Origin of the sequence: Anabaena sp. 90, assembly GCF_000312705.1 — a bacterium.
GTDB lineage: Bacteria > Cyanobacteriota > Cyanobacteriia > Cyanobacteriales > Nostocaceae > Dolichospermum > Dolichospermum lemmermannii.
Window position 1 is genome coordinate 2,092,056 of the sequence record NC_019427.1, and the last position, 15,649, is coordinate 2,107,704.

Sequence of the window (15,649 nt, forward strand, 5' to 3'; positions counted from 1 at the left end):
CGACTGACAACTGACCACTAACTACTGACTAATTCCAAATATTCATCTCGAAAATATCGCAAAGTGCTAAAAACTGGATTTGGTGCAGACTGTCCTAAACCACATAAACTTGTGTGTTTTACCATATCGCAAAGTTCCTCCAATAAATCTAAATCAGCTAGTGAACCTTTTCCTTGACTAATCTTTGTTAATAAACCGTGTAATTGCACAGTTCCTACACGACAAGGAATGCACTTACCGCAAGATTCATCCATGCAAAATTCCATGAAAAAGCGAGCGACATCTACCATATTTGTAGTTTGATCCATGACAATCATTCCCCCCGAACCCATCATTGAACCCAAGGCGGTTAAGGATTCATAATCTACAGGTGTAGCAAAAGCCGACGCAGGAATACATCCCCCTGAAGGACCGCCGGTTTGTACTGCTTTAGCAATACCATTGTCGGGAACACCTCCTCCCATTTCCTCGACAATTTCTTGTAAAGATGTTCCCATTGGGACTTCTATTAAACCCGTGTTGCGGATGTTTCCAGCTAACGCAAATACCTTTGTGCCTTTGCTTTTACCAATACCGATATTAGCAAACCAGTCAGCACCTTTACGAATAATCGGCGCAATATTGGCAAAGGTTTCCACATTGTTAATTAACGTCGGATAGCCCCATAAACCGGACTCAGCCGGGTATGGTGGCCGGGGATGAGGGACACCACGTTTACCTTCAATGGAAGCCATTAAAGCCGTTTCTTCACCGCAGACATAAGCACCCGCACCAATGCGAATTTCTACTTTAAAATCAAAGGGAGAGTCAAAGATTTGTGAACCCAAAAGCCCTAAGTGTTGGGCTTGACGAATAGCAATTTCTAGCCGTTGAATAGCAATAGGATATTCTGCCCTAACATAAATATAGCCTTGATTTGCCCCGATAGAGTAGGCAGCGATCGCCATCCCTTCCAAAACTCGATGGGGATCACTTTCCAATACACTCCTATCCATGAATGCACCAGGATCACCTTCATCAGCATTGCAAATTACAAACTTCCTCTCACCGGCGGATTTTGCTACTGTTCCCCATTTTAAACCAGTGGGATAACCAGCACCACCGCGTCCCCTTAAACCACTTTTAGTAATAGTTTCTACCACCTGACTAGGTTTCATTTCCCGTAGCACTTGGTAAAGGGCCTGATAACCATCAGCCGCAATATAAGCTTGAATCCGTTCCGGGTCAATTTTACCACTGTTTTCTAGAACAATCGGCAATTGACGGCTAAAAAATGGCTGATTTAAATCACCCTGTTGTAAATTTGTGACTTTTCCATTTACCCCCACAATAATTTCGGCTGCATTTTCCGGGGTAACTTTTTGATACAACTTCGATATGAGTGAATTTTCCTGGTTTTCTACCTGTACCAATGGTCCGTGACAACACAGACGCATACAACCCACACCAGAAACTTGCACAGTATCTTGTAAACCCGCAGCTTTCACAGATGCTTCGAGATTGTCTTTCACAGCTTGAGAATCAGAAGAGAGACAACCCGCAGCAGTACAACACCGAACTTGCACAGATTTCCGTTGAGAAAGTTCCGTTTGGGCAATTTCTAATAACTCATTTAGTTCCATTTTGCCACCATTCTCCCACTTTTTCGCAAACCGATTCTGGAGTTTGATTACCTAAAATAGCACCATCAAACACTACCGCAGGGGCAATTCCACAAGCCCCCAAACATCTAGCCGTCATCAAAGAAATTTGACCATTTGCAGTAGTTTCTCCTGCATGAATTTGCGTAAACTGTTCCACATTTGTTAAGATCGCTGTTGAGCCTTTAACATAACAAGCTGTACCCGTACAAACCACACAATTATGAACCCCTTTCGGTGCTAGGGAAAACAAATGATAGAAGGTAGCTACCCCATAAACCCGACTCGGTGGTAACTTGAGACTATGGGAAATGTAAAGCAATAAATCCAGTTCTAAATAACCAAATAGTTCAGAAGCCCGATGCAGAATTTCAATGAGTGCATCTTGTTGATATTGATTACGCTTAATAGTTGCGTCTAAAATCTTTAAACGCTTGTCTCCACTTGGATGAGTTGAAGAAAGTGGAACTGATGTTTTCATATTTTTCACGCAAGTGTCACACTAAAAATCTGTTGTCGGGTGCGTCAGAAGGCATAAATCCTGTAAATAAACAGATTGTTGATATCTGACGCACCCGACAAATATTCATCCCTCTTTATCTGTGTTTATCTGCGTTTATCTGCGGTTAATAATTCTTGAAATCTGATTCTATGCAGCTTCAATTAGCATTAATTACTAAATGTAGTAGCTGCTGAAGTAACATTTACCGCTTGGGAACTAATAGGAACATGAACAATCTGCACTGAACAGGGTGCATGATGTAAAACATAATTACTCACACTACCGAGAAAAAATTCCGTCAGTCCAGAACGTCCCCGTCGTCCCATCATAATTAAGTCAGCATTCCAGTCAATGGCTAATTCACAAATCATTCGTCCTGGATTACCAGTATTTTGTGTAAATTCCGTATTAACACCAGATTTATTAGCTTGAGCGCTCCATGACTGTAACATTTGCAAGCCTTCATTTTTAAATTTTTCCCAATGCTCTTGGTATAATTTAAAACTTTGCTCATTCCAACCGGGATAGTAGTCAATATTGGGGAAAACCAGCGCCTCTGGACTGCCTTCTTCTTCTTGTGATAAAACGTGCAGTAACATTAAGTTTGCAGATGTGATCTTGGCTAAAGATAAAGCTTGTTCAAAAACTTTTACGCTCATTTCTGAGCGATCTACTGCGACTAAAATTCTGTTAAACATATATACCTCGATGTTAGCTTGCTAACTAATGATAATGAGTATATTCGGCTTTTTAGGTTAATATTTGGTAAAAGCATCCTTAATATTCACTAACAATCATACAACAGGGGTCAAGAGTCAAAGCCTTTTATGGCATAGTTTTGTAATTAAATTTTACACTTCATATAACTACAATATCTTGCATCTATACACAAAGAATTTGGGTAACTGGTGAGAATAGATATTTAAGTTAATGTTCGATATTTATACTAGACGAAAAAGAAAAAAATTGCATCTCATCGAAGATAGATTAAAAAATATTAAAATTTATTTCTCTGTAGCGATAATATGTAAATCTATGTTTTGATTTCTGATTAACTCCAGCAAGCGTTGTGTAAAAGAGCGTTTGAAAAATCTTTTCCATCGAGGTTGCTGACTTTCACCAATAACTATCTGAGTGATATGATAAGTTGCGGCAATTTGGGCAATTGTTTGAGAAACATTGTGATTTTTAATATGGAGAAATTCACCAGCGAATTCAAGACATAGTTTTTCACAAGTATCAATGTGTAAACTTTCTTCCTTACTGAGAAAACGTTCAGGATCTGCAATAAATAGAGTATAAAGTTTGGCATTCATATAATTAGCAAGTCGCGCACCACGCCGTAATAATTGAATCGAATTGGGATAAGTAGATACACATACTAAAACTCGTTCGTGGACATTACAAATTTGCCCAGCAGAAATGGAAGTATTTGCTTCTTCTTCAACCGTATCTGCGACTTCTCTTAGTGCTAATTCTCGCAAAGCAATCAGATTTCGACGTTGAAAAAAGTTTTCTAAAGATTGCTCAATTTTATCAGGAGTATAGATTTTACCTTCCCGTAAGCGTTCTTCTAAAGTTTCTGGAGTCACATCAATCACAACAACAGCATCAGCTTCATCTAAGAGAAGATCAGGGATACGTTCTCTCACCACAACACCCGTAATTCTAGCTACCAAATCATTCAAACTTTCTAGATGTTGAATGTTGACAGTAGAGTAAACATCTATACCTTCTGCTAAAATTAATTCTACATCTTGATAGCGTTTTTCTCTAGCTGAACCGGGGATATTTGTATGCGCTAATTCATCAACTAAAACCAGTTGGGGAGAGCGTTTAAAAATTCCCTCTGTGTCCATTTCTTCAAGGTTGATATTTTTGTGAATAATGACTTTTCTAGGAATTACCTCCAATCCTATCGCTTTTACCGCCGTATCTTTGCGTCCATGAGTTTCTAACAAGCCAATAACAACATCAATACCATCTTTTTTAAGTTGATGTGCTTCCTCTAGCATTCTATAAGTTTTCCCCACACCGGGAGCCATACCAATGAAAATTTTATGCTTTCCGCGTCGAGCAGGACGAATATAAGAACTGTCAGGAGAAGGGGTAGAGGGATTAAACATGAAGAAATTCCTACTTATTTACTAATTTTATCCACTGCTAGATTTAGTTTTAAAACATTTACTCCCGGTTCACCAAAAATACCCAAGAAACGACCATCAGTGTTTTGAGAAATTAAAGTTTCCAACTGCTTTGGTTCAACTCCTCGCGCTTTTGCTACTCTGGCAATTTGTACCTTAGCACTTTCAGGAGTAATGTGAGGATCAAGACTCGAACCAGAAGTATAAACTAAATCCGCAGTAGGTTGGATACCCGCTTTTTTAAGTCGCTGAATTTCACCTTCATTCCCATTAATACGTTCTAGTAATGCTGGATTACTGGGAGCTAAATTACTAGCACCAGATACCCCCGTCTTCAAAACACCAACTTCATCCTTTTTAGGGTCTGCTGTGCTGTAATTAGTAGTGCTAGGACGACCCCAAAAATACTTTTCACTGGCAAAAGGTTGACCAATTAAAGCTGAACCAATAATCACACCTTGAGAATTTTTAATTAAACTACCATTAGCCTGATCAGAAAAAACAACTTGTCCCGAAATCAACATAAATAACGGATAAATAAAAGCCGTTATCACCCACAAAACCAAAGTCGAACGAATCGCCTTACTAACTTGATGTCTCTGACTCATATTCAAACCTCCCTAATTTAAAAAACCACAACAAAATATATTTCTTCCTTTGCGCCTTTGCTCCTTAGCGTCTCTGCGCGAAATAAAAAATATGGTTCATATTAAAACCTCTCAGGCTGAAAAATCACCACAAACAAATAAACACAAAGACACAGAGTAACAAGCCCCAACAAAGTAATCGTATAAGCCGAAAAACGCGATTCTGCTACCGAAGTCGCTGCTTGAACTGCTGGTGCTAATAATAAATTCAAGCAAAGTAGTAAAAACAGACCCAGAGGAACACGATGACCTTTAGAAATTGTCATTGATTAAGCTAATCCTATAGATACAATGAAAACGTCAATAATTTTGATAGCAATAAAAGGAGCTATTACGCCACCTAATCCGTAAATAAAGATGTTCCGTTGCAAAAGTTGGTTAGCAGTGAGAGGACGAAATTTCACCCCAGTTAATGCTAAGGGAATTAAAGCCGGAATAATCAAAGCGTTGTAAATCAAAGCTGATAAAACTGCTGATTGGGTACTTGCCAAACCCATAATATTTAAACCATTTACCCCAATCCCAGGGAAAATTGCTGGAATAATTGCGAAGTATTTAGCGACATCATTAGCGAGAGAAAAAGTTGTTAAAGCCCCACGGGTAATTAGTAATTGTTTACCAATAGTGACAATATCAATTAATTTTGTCGGGTCAGAATCCAGGTCTACCATATTAGCAGCTTCCTTTGCAGCTTGTGTACCAGAATTCATTGCTACACCAACATTCGCTTGTGCTAAAGCTGGGGCATCATTAGTACCATCTCCAGTCATAGCGACTAATTTTCCTTGTGCTTGTTCGCTGCGAATTACTTCAATTTTGTCCTCTGGAGTTGCTTCAGCAATAAAGTCATCTACACCAGCTTCTTCGGCAATTACAGAAGCAGTGAGACGGTTATCTCCTGTCAGCATCACAGTTTTAATTCCCATTCTTCGCATTTGATCAAATCGTTCTTTAATCCCCGGTTTAATAATATCTTTAAGATAAATTACACCATAAATATCATCATTTTTACAAACTGCTAATGGTGTTCCCCCTAATTTAGAAACTCGCTCATAAGCCGTATTAAGTTCTGCGGTTAATTGTCCATTTCGAGAACGCACAAATCCTTTAATTGCATCTACAGCCCCTTTGCGAATTTCTACGCCATTCGGTAAATCAATGCCACTCATACGCGTTTTTGCTGAAAATTCAATTCCTGCCGCAGTTGTGGGATTAAAACTCAATTTTGCTCCTAATGATTCGGCTAATTTAACAATTGATTTTCCTTCGGGAGTTTCATCAAAAATACTGGATGCCAAGGAAATTTGGGCAACTTCATTGAGAGAATGACCTTTAACAGGAATAAATTCTTCCGCCATGCGGTTTCCTAATGTAATTGTTCCCGTTTTGTCTAAAACCAAAGTGTTAATATCTCCACAGGCTTCTACAGCCCTTCCAGATGTGGCTATGACATTAAATTGAGCCACTCTATCCATCCCGGCAATGCCAATTGCACTCAATAATCCGCCAATTGTAGTAGGAATTAACGCCACTAATAAGGCAATTAATACCGCAATACTCACAGGTGATTTAACATAAACTGACACTGTTGGTAGCGTGACAATTACCACTAAAAAAACTTGAGTTAGCACTGCCAAAAGTACAGTTAAGGCAATTTCATTGGGGGTTTTAGTGCGAGAAGCCCCTTCTACTAAAGCAATCATTCTATCAATAAAACCTTGACCTGGATCTGATGTTACCCTAATAGTTAGTTCATCAGAATTAATGCGCGTTCCTCCCGTTACAGAACTAGCAATATCAGTTCCTGGTTGTTTTAAAACTGGCGCAGATTCTCCAGTAATAGCAGATTCATCTACAGAAGCCACACCAGCAATTACTTCTCCGTCTGCGGGGATAACATCACCAGCGATAACTTTAATTTGATCACCACGACGCAAAGTAGCAGAATTAACTTCTTGAATAGAACCGTCAGGGAGAAGTTTTCGGGCTACAACATCGGATTTTGTCGCCCGTAATGAGTCAGCTTGCGCTTTTCCTCGTCCTTCTGCTACCGCTTCGGCGAAATTTGCAAAAATAAGAGTCAAGAACAGAATTATGGTAATTAGACCGTTAAAAAGTCGCGGATTATTATCAGGAGTAATCCCAAAAAGATTTGGTTCAATAGTTACTAAAGCTGTAACAATCGTCCCCACCCATACCAAAAACATAACTGGATTTTTTAGCATATTGCGTGGGTCTAATTTGACAAATGCTTGTTTAAATGCTCTAGTATAAATTCCAGTATTTTTAACTTTGGGAGTATGTTTTCGTTCTTGTCGAGTTTTTGTAGTTTTCATGGATGTTTAGTTATTCAAAAATGTCAGGGACGAACCACAGAGGCACAGAGGACGCAGAGAAATAAAAGATTGAAACATATTTTGTGTAAGTCATAAGTTTATTTGGAAATTAAAAACCATTCTGCAATTGGACCTAAAACTAATACAGGAAAGAAAGTCAGCGCCCCAAGAATTAAAATTACTCCTCCTGTAACTCCAGTGAATAAACCAGTGTCGGTTCTGAGAGTACCGGCAGTCATAGGAACTGGTTGTTTGTTGGACATACTATCTGCTAATAGCAACAAGGCAATAATGGGAATATAACGTCCTGCGAGAATACTGAAACTAGCACTGAGATTCCACCAAAGTCCTGTTGCTGCTGGTTGACTATCAGCTAGTCCTTCAAAGCCAGAACCGTTATTTGCGGCTGCGGAAGCATATTCATAAACTACTTGAGAAACGCCATGAAAGCCTGGGTTACTAATACCTGAAAGTGCATCGGGAAAAGCAAAAACTATTGCCCAAGGAATGAGAATGGCGAAGGGGTGAACTAATAAAACAACGCTGGACAGAACGATTTCTTTTTTCTCTATTTTGCGACCTAAAAATTCTGGAGTCCGTCCTACCATTAAGCCGGTTAAAAACACTGCTAAAATATAGTAGATAAATAAATAGGCTGTCCCAGTTCCTTGGCCTCCCCAAACGATTTGCAAGAATAAATTAAAGAGAAATACAAATCCACCTGGGGGCATAAATGAGTCGAGAAGTGCGTTAACAGCACCACACATTGTCCCGGTGGTAATAGTTGCAAATAATGAACTTTGCGCCCAACCAAATCTTACTTCTTTTCCTTCTAAATTGGGTTGTTGTGATCCTAAAAGAGAATTAACTAAGGGATTTCCTTGATACTCACCAATTGTAGTCACAATCCACAAGATGGTAAAGATAGTAAATACCATCCAAAATGCTAACCATGCCTGTTTGAGATTGTTAGCAAATACGCCATAGGTGTAAATTAGTGCTGTGGGGATAGAAATCATGCCCCAGGTTTGCAATAAGTTAGAAAAACCACTGGGATTTTCAAAGGGATGTGCTGAGTTAATAGCAAAAAAACCACCACCGTTCTCACCAATTTGTTTAATCGCTTCCATGTGGGCAACTGGTCCGCGAGCGATCGCTTGAGTAGCACCTTCTAATGTTGTCGCTGTTGCCACTCCGGCAAGGGTTTCAGGCACACCAGCCATGATCAATAACAATCCCATAATGATTGACATGGGCAACAAAATCCGCGTAATTGACTTGGTGATGTCAATATAAAAGTTACCCAATGTTCTGCCAGTTAAGCCCCGAATAAAGGCAATTCCTACCGACAAACCGGTCGCTGATGAAACGAACATCAAAAAACTCAAAGCGAATGTTTGACTGGCATAACTCAAGGTTGTTTCTCCAGAATAATGTTGTTGATCTGTATTAGTCAGAAAAGAAAAAGTCGTGTGTAATGCTGTATCCCAAGTTGGTGTACCTAACCCTGTCGGATTGAATGGTAGCCATGCTTGAGTTATCAAAATAGTAAATACCAAAATCCCCATAACGATATTACTGTAAAGTACAGCTTTGGCATATTGCCAACCTGTCATTTCATCTTGAGGACGAACTCCAATTAAAACAAAAATTATTCTTTCTATGGGATTTAACACAGAGTCAAGCAGTGTGCTTTCTCCTAGAAAAACGCAAGCGATATATCTCCCTAATAAAGGAGTGGTGGCAATGACAATGATTAATGTTAATGCAATTTGTATCCAACCTTGTAACATGAATTATAAAATCTCCTCAAAGAAAGTTGTTATGGCTTTTCAGTATTAAGCAGTCAGCTAAAAACAGATTTTACGGGTTTTCAAGTGGGGGGAGGCTGACATCAGTAATTAATATTCAGAATGCTTATCAATTCAATTCTTCCTAATAGCTGACGGCTAAATGCTTACTTTCAGTATCATTTTTGTTAATTATTTCATCCTAAAAATCCTGATTTAGATAGTAATCTTGAGATGATTAATTTATATCATCAATTATTGTGGCAATAAAAACAAGGAGTACAAGGATATAAAAATCGTTTATTTTTCTATTTGTGTGTCTACCCAAAGATATATATCAGTGTTTAGTAAAGTTTAGAGGAAATCTAAACGCTAGTAAACAAGATCCCATCAAGATCTCTGACTTCTTTAAGAAGTCGGGGATCTGAGCCTTGATAATTGTTATAGTTATATAAGTTGAGAAAAGGTAAGTTAGTAAATGGCATCTTTAAAAAATAAATTAATAAACAATAACTTACGTCTTAGTAAAATATTACTAATTGTCACTATATTTATCTTTCTAGCAGTTTTAGAATATTCCACCCCCAATGATTATGTTTTTGGATATCTCTACAGTGGAGCAATTTTATTAGTCAATTCTTGGTTTGGGGGAATGGCAACAATAGGCGCAACATTTCTTGCTGTTTTTCTAACTATGTTAAATGCGTGGATACCTGGAGGTGAATCAATTCGAGCTTCTACTGTTGCCAGTCGAGTAATTGCTGCAATAGCTTTGATAGTCACCGGATTTTTAAGTCAGCGATTACGAAAATCTCAAAAAGCCATTGCCCTCACTCAAACTAAACTCGAATCCCAAGCCCAATTAGTGAGACTAAGAGAAGATTTTGCTTCCACACTTACTCACGATTTAAAAACGCCACTTTTAGGAGCAGTTGAAACTATTAAAGCCTTTCAAAAAGAAAAATTTGGTGCAGTTTTACCAACCCAACAGAAAGTTCTAGCAACAATGGCACGCAGCCATGAAACTTCCCTTGATTTATTAGAAACTTTGTTAGATGTTTATCGCAATGATACAGAAGGCTTAAAACTAGATTTAGCTCCTGTGGATTTAAGTATCTTAGCAGAAACAGCAACGGCTACTTTAATTGAATTAGCAGCAAATCGTCGCATTCATCTATCATTAAACTATGGTGATTCTGATTGGAAACGCTCTCTTTGGGTGCGCGGTGATGCTTTGCAACTGCAACGAGTTTTTAGCAATTTGCTGATTAATGCTATTAACCATTCTCGACGCGGTGATCATGTCGAAATTGTCTTAGAACCGCAAACTTCCTATCAAGTTGTCAAAATTTTAGATACAGGTGCAGGTATCCAACCTGAACAGTTTTCCCACTTATTTGAACGATTTTACCAAGGAAATAGCGATTCCTACGGAGCGCTAGTTCCCTCCGGGACGCTCCGCGAACGCTATCGCGGTGAGCTTTGCCAACGCCAAGCTAAAGGTTCGGGATTAGGACTTTATTTATCTCGGCAAATTATTGAAGCTCATAACGGTATAATATGGGCAGAAAACAGAGTTCCCAATGGCGCTATTTTTGCCTTCAAGCTCCCTGTTTTGCCATTTCAATCTTAAATAACATCAGATGTCTTCTACCCCCATAAAAATCCTCCTAGTTGAGGATGATGAACTTTTCCGTTTGGGCTTGCGTGTGCGATTGCAGCAAGAAACTGGTTTGGAGATTATCGCGGAAGCGGAAGATGGTGAAACAGCCATTGAGTTAGTCAACCAGCACCCTCTTGATGTCGTTATTTTAGATGTAGGATTACCAGGAATTGGCGGGATTGAAGCCTGTTATCAAATTAAACAAAAATATCCTAATTTGCCAGTTTTAGTCCTCACTTCCCATTCCCAAAAATCTCTGATTACGCGGTTAATTGAAGTGGGCGCTCAAGGTTATTGTCTTAAAGGTGTTGCGGCTGAAAAATTGGTATTGGCTCTGTATTCCGTCGCATCTGGGGCATCTTGGTGGGATGAAACTGCAACTAGGGAAATTCGTTCTACCTTTGCATCAGATCATCACCATTTTGAATCAGAAAATAGCTCAAAGCCTACTCATAAACTAACACAAAGAGAACAAGAAATTTTATTACTATTGGCAGCGGGAAAAACTAATCAAGAAATTGCTCTGGCACTTTATATTACACCGGGAACAGTGCGGGTTCACGTCCATACTATCTTACATAAACTAGAAGTGAGCGATCGCTCTCAGGCTGTTGTTGTGGCTTTACAAAAACGGTTGATTAAAAATGATTTAATTTAATTTTATTCCTCTTGCAACCAATCTTCTAATTGCAATTCTTTAATTCTTAATAAATCAGAATCATGGGAAACTAAAATTAAATTGTGGATAATAGCTGTAGCTGCTATAAATATATCGGCTTCTTGAATTGGTAAACCTCTTTGTTTCAAATCAGCATAGATTTCCGCAGCTTTTTGAAATATAGCCATATCATCTAATAGTAATACCTTGTATTCATTGCCTAAATTTTCTAAGTTGATTAACTTTCTCGTAGCTTTGACAGCTAGAAATCCCCGTTGAATTTCATAGTAAGTCATTCCACTGATAAAAACTTTTTCTCCTTGAGTACGTAATTTGTCTAATTTAATAATAATTTTTGGATTATTTCTGAAAATTGCTGCAATAATATTAGTGCGTTTCCCCTGCTTATTGTCCCACATTCATCGCTGCTACAAATGCCTTTTGACTCACATCTTGATAAATGGCTTTTAAATATTTCATCACCAATTCACTAGCAGGTAAATTAGTTGTATTTCCCTCATCTTTCGCTAAGGGAATTGTCCCTAATACATCTAATACTGTTTCACTAACAGCAGGTGAAATAACTACTAAAGACGATTCTAACGGCTGATTATATTGCCAAAAATCATCTATTTTAACGGGATATTGATGTTCAGAAACTTCTGGTTGAATTGCCGATATTTCCTGAATTGTTTCTACATTTTTAGTGCTGCGTAATTGACGTAAATCGCTGATAATTTGCTCTTTGGTGCGTCCACGTAATTGAAATAATACAAATGGATCTTCACTAAAGCGATCGCCTAATTGATAATATACTGCACCTATATGTTTACAAGGAACGGCTTTATCAGGACAAGAACATTTACTGTGAACATCAGTCAGAGTAAAGGGAAACAATGATAAACCATTACTGATAAAAACTTCTTCAATATTTTGTGGCATTTCCCCCGCTAATAACTTAGCCGCAAAAATCGCCTTTTGAGACATTGTTTCCACCACATAACCCCATTCTTCCTCACTAAAAGCATCAAGAGATAAAGAAACTTTATAAGGTTCTGCTTCACTACCTTGGACTCTAGCTAATACTTTCGCAGCTTTAAATCTAATACTCAAAACATTTCCTTGTCGAGAATAATTTCTTGCCCGTTCTAAGCGCTTTTTAAATCGGTAAGAATCCAGTAAATCGAGCCATCTTTGTGACCACCATTCCCGACTTGCTTGTAAGGTTTCGTTACTCATATATTAAAGATTATCTAACCAATTTTGCAAATCTTCCACAGTATCTAAATCAAATATTGCTTCTCCCAAAGTCTCAATGATTTCTATATTTAAACTTCTAATTTCAGTTTCTAATTCTCGATCAATTTGTCCAAACTTCCTATTAATTAAACGGAGAATTAAATTTTTTTCTCGTTCAATTCCTCGTTCAATTCCTCGTTCAATTCCTCGTTCAATTCCTCGTTCAATTCCTTCTTCCATCCAACTGGTGACAATTTGCATAACTTCCTCCTTTTCTTCTTTGATTAATGTACCTATTTCTGTTTGAAATTTCTCTTCTTCTATTTTATTCAATCTCAAATATGTGTCAATGAAACCTGATATTAATTGCATTTTGGCTGGATTTAATTTTAAGGTGACTAATAACCTTAAACATTCTGCTTTGACTTTTGGCCTATCTTCTGGCACTATGCTCATTTTTGACATCAAAGCTGATGCAACCGGATTTTGACGGGCTAAAAAGTCTCGCCAGTTGAGTTGATTCAGTTGCACTACTTGATAATTAAATTTTAGCACTTGAAAATCAGGAAAGTTGATTTGATAGTTATTCACGGCTACGGTTTTGGGTGAGTCGTAGGAAAATATAACTATGGGATATATTGGTAAGTCTAATTTTTCATCTAATCTGGCAAAATAACGAAACATTCTTTGATTAAATTTCGATCTTGCACCTGATTCGGCTTCAATATGAATCACAAAATAAGAAGGTTGACCTAAAAATTTAACTTTGGCTATCAGGTCGGTTTCATATTTGTCTCCTGCGGTAACATCAGTAAATATTTCCTTGTCTAAGAATATAATTGATTCAGTGTCTATATATTCGAGAACTTGAGGAAAGAATAATTCTATAAATTCTATGAAAAAAGTTGATATTAGTTCTTTGAATAACCGGTCATGGTCTATGTTTTCTGTCATATCTTCCTTAAACTTCATCTTCTTCGATGACTGCATTCCGATCTAATATTAATAAGTTGCGAAGTTGGTCTGTATCCATTTCCGTTAACCAATCTTCTCCTGCACCTACTACTTGTTCTGCGAGTTGTTTTTTACTTTCTATCATATCATTAATTTTTTCTTCTAAAGTCCCAGTACAGACAAATTTATGAACTTGGACATTGCGAGTTTGACCAATTCTAAATACTCTGTCTGTGGCTTGATTTTCCACTGCGGGATTCCACCATCTATCAAAGTGAAATACATGATTTGCCCTAGTTAAATTTAAGCCCACACCACCAGCTTTTAACGATAAAATCATAATTGGTGGTCCTTGGGGGTCATGTTGGAATCTATCAATCATTTCTTCTCTTTGTTTTTTGCTGGTACTACCATATAAAAAGAATATTTCCCGTCCTAATTTCTTTTCTAAATAAGGTTTTAGCAATTTACCCCATTCAGCAAATTGTGTGAAAATTAAAGCGCGGTCTTCTTCTACTAAAACTTCATCTAACATTTCCTCTAGTCGTTGTAATTTAGCTGAATGATGTTTTTCTAAAGTTGCTAATTTTAAATATTGAGAAGGATGATTACATATCTGTTTTAGCTTCACTAATAATCCTAAAATCATCCCCCGACGTTGTAAACCTTCCGCAGATTCAATTGCTACTAAAGATTCATCTACTAATTGTTGATATAGTGTAGCTTGTTCGGAAGTTAAGCCACAAAAAACCGTCATTTCTTGCTTATCTGGCAAGTCTTGAATAATGTCCTTATCACTTTTTAACCGTCGCAGAATAAAAGGTTGAACTAAAGAACGTAATTGATTTAAAGAAGCAGTATCACCATACTTTTCAATCGGCATAGCAAACCGTCTTTGGAAAAATTGTTTATTCCCTAAATATCCAGGATTAAGAAAATCTAAAATAGACCATAATTCTTGTAATCTATTTTCTACAGGTGTTCCTGTTAAAGCAATCCGAAATGTGGTTTCTAATTGCCGAACTGCTTGTGATTGTTTTGCTTCGGAATTCTTGATATTTTGGGCTTCGTCTAAAACAATTATTTGCCATTCAATTACTTTCAATAACTTAATATCGCGGTGAATCAGTGCATAGCTAGTAATTACTATATCGTGTTTATTAACTGCTTCTGTAAATGCTTTACCTTTAGGGCGTTTATCACCGTGATATTCTAAAACTTTAAGAGTAGGAGCAAATTTTTTGACTTCTTTTTGCCAATTGCCCATAACAGAAGTAGGACAAACTAATAAAGTTGGTTTTTCTAGAACATTTTCTTCTTTAAGATGAAGTAGAAAAGCGATAAATTGGACGGTTTTTCCTAATCCCATATCGTCTGCAAGACAAGCACCTAAACCCCAACGTTCTAAGAATGCTAACCAACCCGCACCTCTTTCTTGATAAGGACGTAATTCTCCTCGAAAAATTTTAGGTGTAGTTAAAGGTTGAATTTCTTGATTATTAGTTAATGCCCCTATTAATTCTTCCAATGCACCAGAAGCTTCAAAACTGACAACAGGTAATTTTTCAATTACTTGAGTATCTCCTTTACTAATGCGTAAAGCATCTTCTAAGGAAAGAGACATTTGTTCTTTACGGGAACTAAAAAAAGTTTGGGCAGTTTTAATATCTTGGGGACGCAATTCTACCCATTCACCATTAATTTCGACTAAAGGACTATTTAATTTTACCAGTTTATCAAACTGAACTTTAGAGATTGTTTGTCCACCAATTGCCAAATGCCATTGAAAATTTAATAAACTTTGTAAACCCAAACGTCCTGATTTTTGTTGAGGAGTTTCGGCACTAATTTTTAACCCTAAACGATTTGCCCACCCTTCCCGATTTGCTAAACTAGGAGGTAAAATTACGCCTAAACCACTATCTTCAAATTTCCAAGTTACAGCTTTGATAAATTCATAAGCTTCCATGGGGGTAAGGTGACAAAATTCGGGAGATGCGGTTTCTAAACTAGGGGTAATTATCGGATACAATCGAGAAGCTAAACCCAAACCTCGCAAAAATGTTTCTTGGTGCA

Annotated in this window: 13 protein-coding genes and 1 pseudogene; 2 read left to right on the forward strand and 12 right to left on the reverse strand. The window is 37.6% G+C overall.

The window, feature by feature from the left end:
* Positions 1–17: 17 nt before the first annotated feature.
* From ANA_RS09295 to kdpA, 8 genes are all read right to left on the reverse strand, one after another.
* Positions 18–1,622: a NuoF family protein gene (locus ANA_RS09295; protein WP_015079815.1), complete on the reverse strand. Its 1,605-nt coding sequence runs from the start codon at positions 1,620–1,622 to the stop codon at positions 18–20.
* A complete protein-coding gene (gene hoxE, locus ANA_RS09300) occupies positions 1,609–2,121 on the reverse strand; it encodes a bidirectional hydrogenase complex protein HoxE (RefSeq protein WP_015079816.1) in 513 nt (170 codons plus the stop codon). The genes ANA_RS09295 and hoxE overlap by 14 nt, the downstream gene beginning before the upstream one ends.
* Positions 2,122–2,309: 188 nt before the next feature.
* A complete protein-coding gene (locus ANA_RS09305; RefSeq protein ID WP_015079817.1) occupies positions 2,310–2,840 on the reverse strand; it encodes a universal stress protein in 531 nt (176 codons plus the stop codon).
* 306 nt (positions 2,841–3,146) lie between these two features.
* Positions 3,147–4,268, reverse strand: a complete 1,122-nt coding sequence (locus ANA_RS09310) for a sensor protein KdpD (protein ID WP_015079818.1) — start codon at positions 4,266–4,268, stop codon at positions 3,147–3,149.
* 14 nt (positions 4,269–4,282) lie between these two features.
* On the reverse strand, positions 4,283–4,894 hold the full coding sequence (gene kdpC, locus ANA_RS09315; RefSeq protein WP_015079819.1) for a K(+)-transporting ATPase subunit C: 612 nt from the start codon (positions 4,892–4,894) through the stop codon (positions 4,283–4,285).
* Positions 4,895–4,995: 101 nt separating this feature from the next.
* Entirely contained in the window at positions 4,996–5,199 is a 204-nt protein-coding gene (gene kdpF / locus ANA_RS28490) for a K(+)-transporting ATPase subunit F (protein ID WP_015079820.1), read from the reverse strand.
* A 3-nt stretch (positions 5,200–5,202) separates the two neighbouring features.
* Entirely contained in the window at positions 5,203–7,269 is a 2,067-nt protein-coding gene (gene kdpB / locus ANA_RS09320; RefSeq protein ID WP_015079821.1) for a potassium-transporting ATPase subunit KdpB, read from the reverse strand.
* A 98-nt stretch (positions 7,270–7,367) separates the two neighbouring features.
* Complete coding sequence (kdpA, locus tag ANA_RS09325; RefSeq protein ID WP_015079822.1) at positions 7,368–9,062, reverse strand: potassium-transporting ATPase subunit KdpA; 1,695 nt, start codon at positions 9,060–9,062, stop codon at positions 7,368–7,370.
* Positions 9,063–9,537: 475 nt separating this feature from the next.
* Between kdpA and ANA_RS09330 the strand changes: the two genes are divergently transcribed.
* A complete protein-coding gene (locus tag ANA_RS09330; protein ID WP_015079823.1) occupies positions 9,538–10,692 on the forward strand; it encodes a sensor histidine kinase in 1,155 nt (384 codons plus the stop codon).
* Positions 10,693–10,702: 10 nt separating this feature from the next.
* Positions 10,703–11,380, forward strand: coding sequence for a response regulator transcription factor (locus ANA_RS09335; RefSeq protein ID WP_015079824.1), 678 nt, complete (start codon positions 10,703–10,705; stop codon positions 11,378–11,380).
* A gap of 2 nt (positions 11,381–11,382) precedes the next feature.
* Here ANA_RS09335 and ANA_RS09340 read toward each other — a convergent pair whose 3' ends face one another.
* From ANA_RS09340 to ANA_RS09355, 4 genes and pseudogenes are all read right to left on the reverse strand, one after another.
* Positions 11,383–11,799, reverse strand: coding sequence for a type II toxin-antitoxin system VapC family toxin (locus tag ANA_RS09340; protein ID WP_015079825.1), 417 nt, complete (start codon positions 11,797–11,799; stop codon positions 11,383–11,385).
* Positions 11,786–12,619 (reverse strand): SWIM zinc finger family protein, encoded by an 834-nt coding sequence (locus tag ANA_RS09345; protein ID WP_015079826.1) that lies wholly within the window; start codon positions 12,617–12,619, stop codon positions 11,786–11,788. The genes ANA_RS09340 and ANA_RS09345 overlap by 14 nt, the downstream gene beginning before the upstream one ends.
* Positions 12,620–12,622: 3 nt before the next feature.
* The gene (locus tag ANA_RS09350; protein WP_015079827.1) at positions 12,623–13,573 is read right to left on the reverse strand and encodes a DUF4351 domain-containing protein; all 951 of its coding nucleotides are present in this window, start codon (positions 13,571–13,573) and stop codon (positions 12,623–12,625) included.
* Positions 13,574–13,580: 7 nt separating this feature from the next.
* A pseudogene (locus tag ANA_RS09355) lies at positions 13,581–15,644 on the reverse strand (DEAD/DEAH box helicase); the annotation flags it as partial.
* Positions 15,645–15,649: the final 5 nt, after the last annotated feature.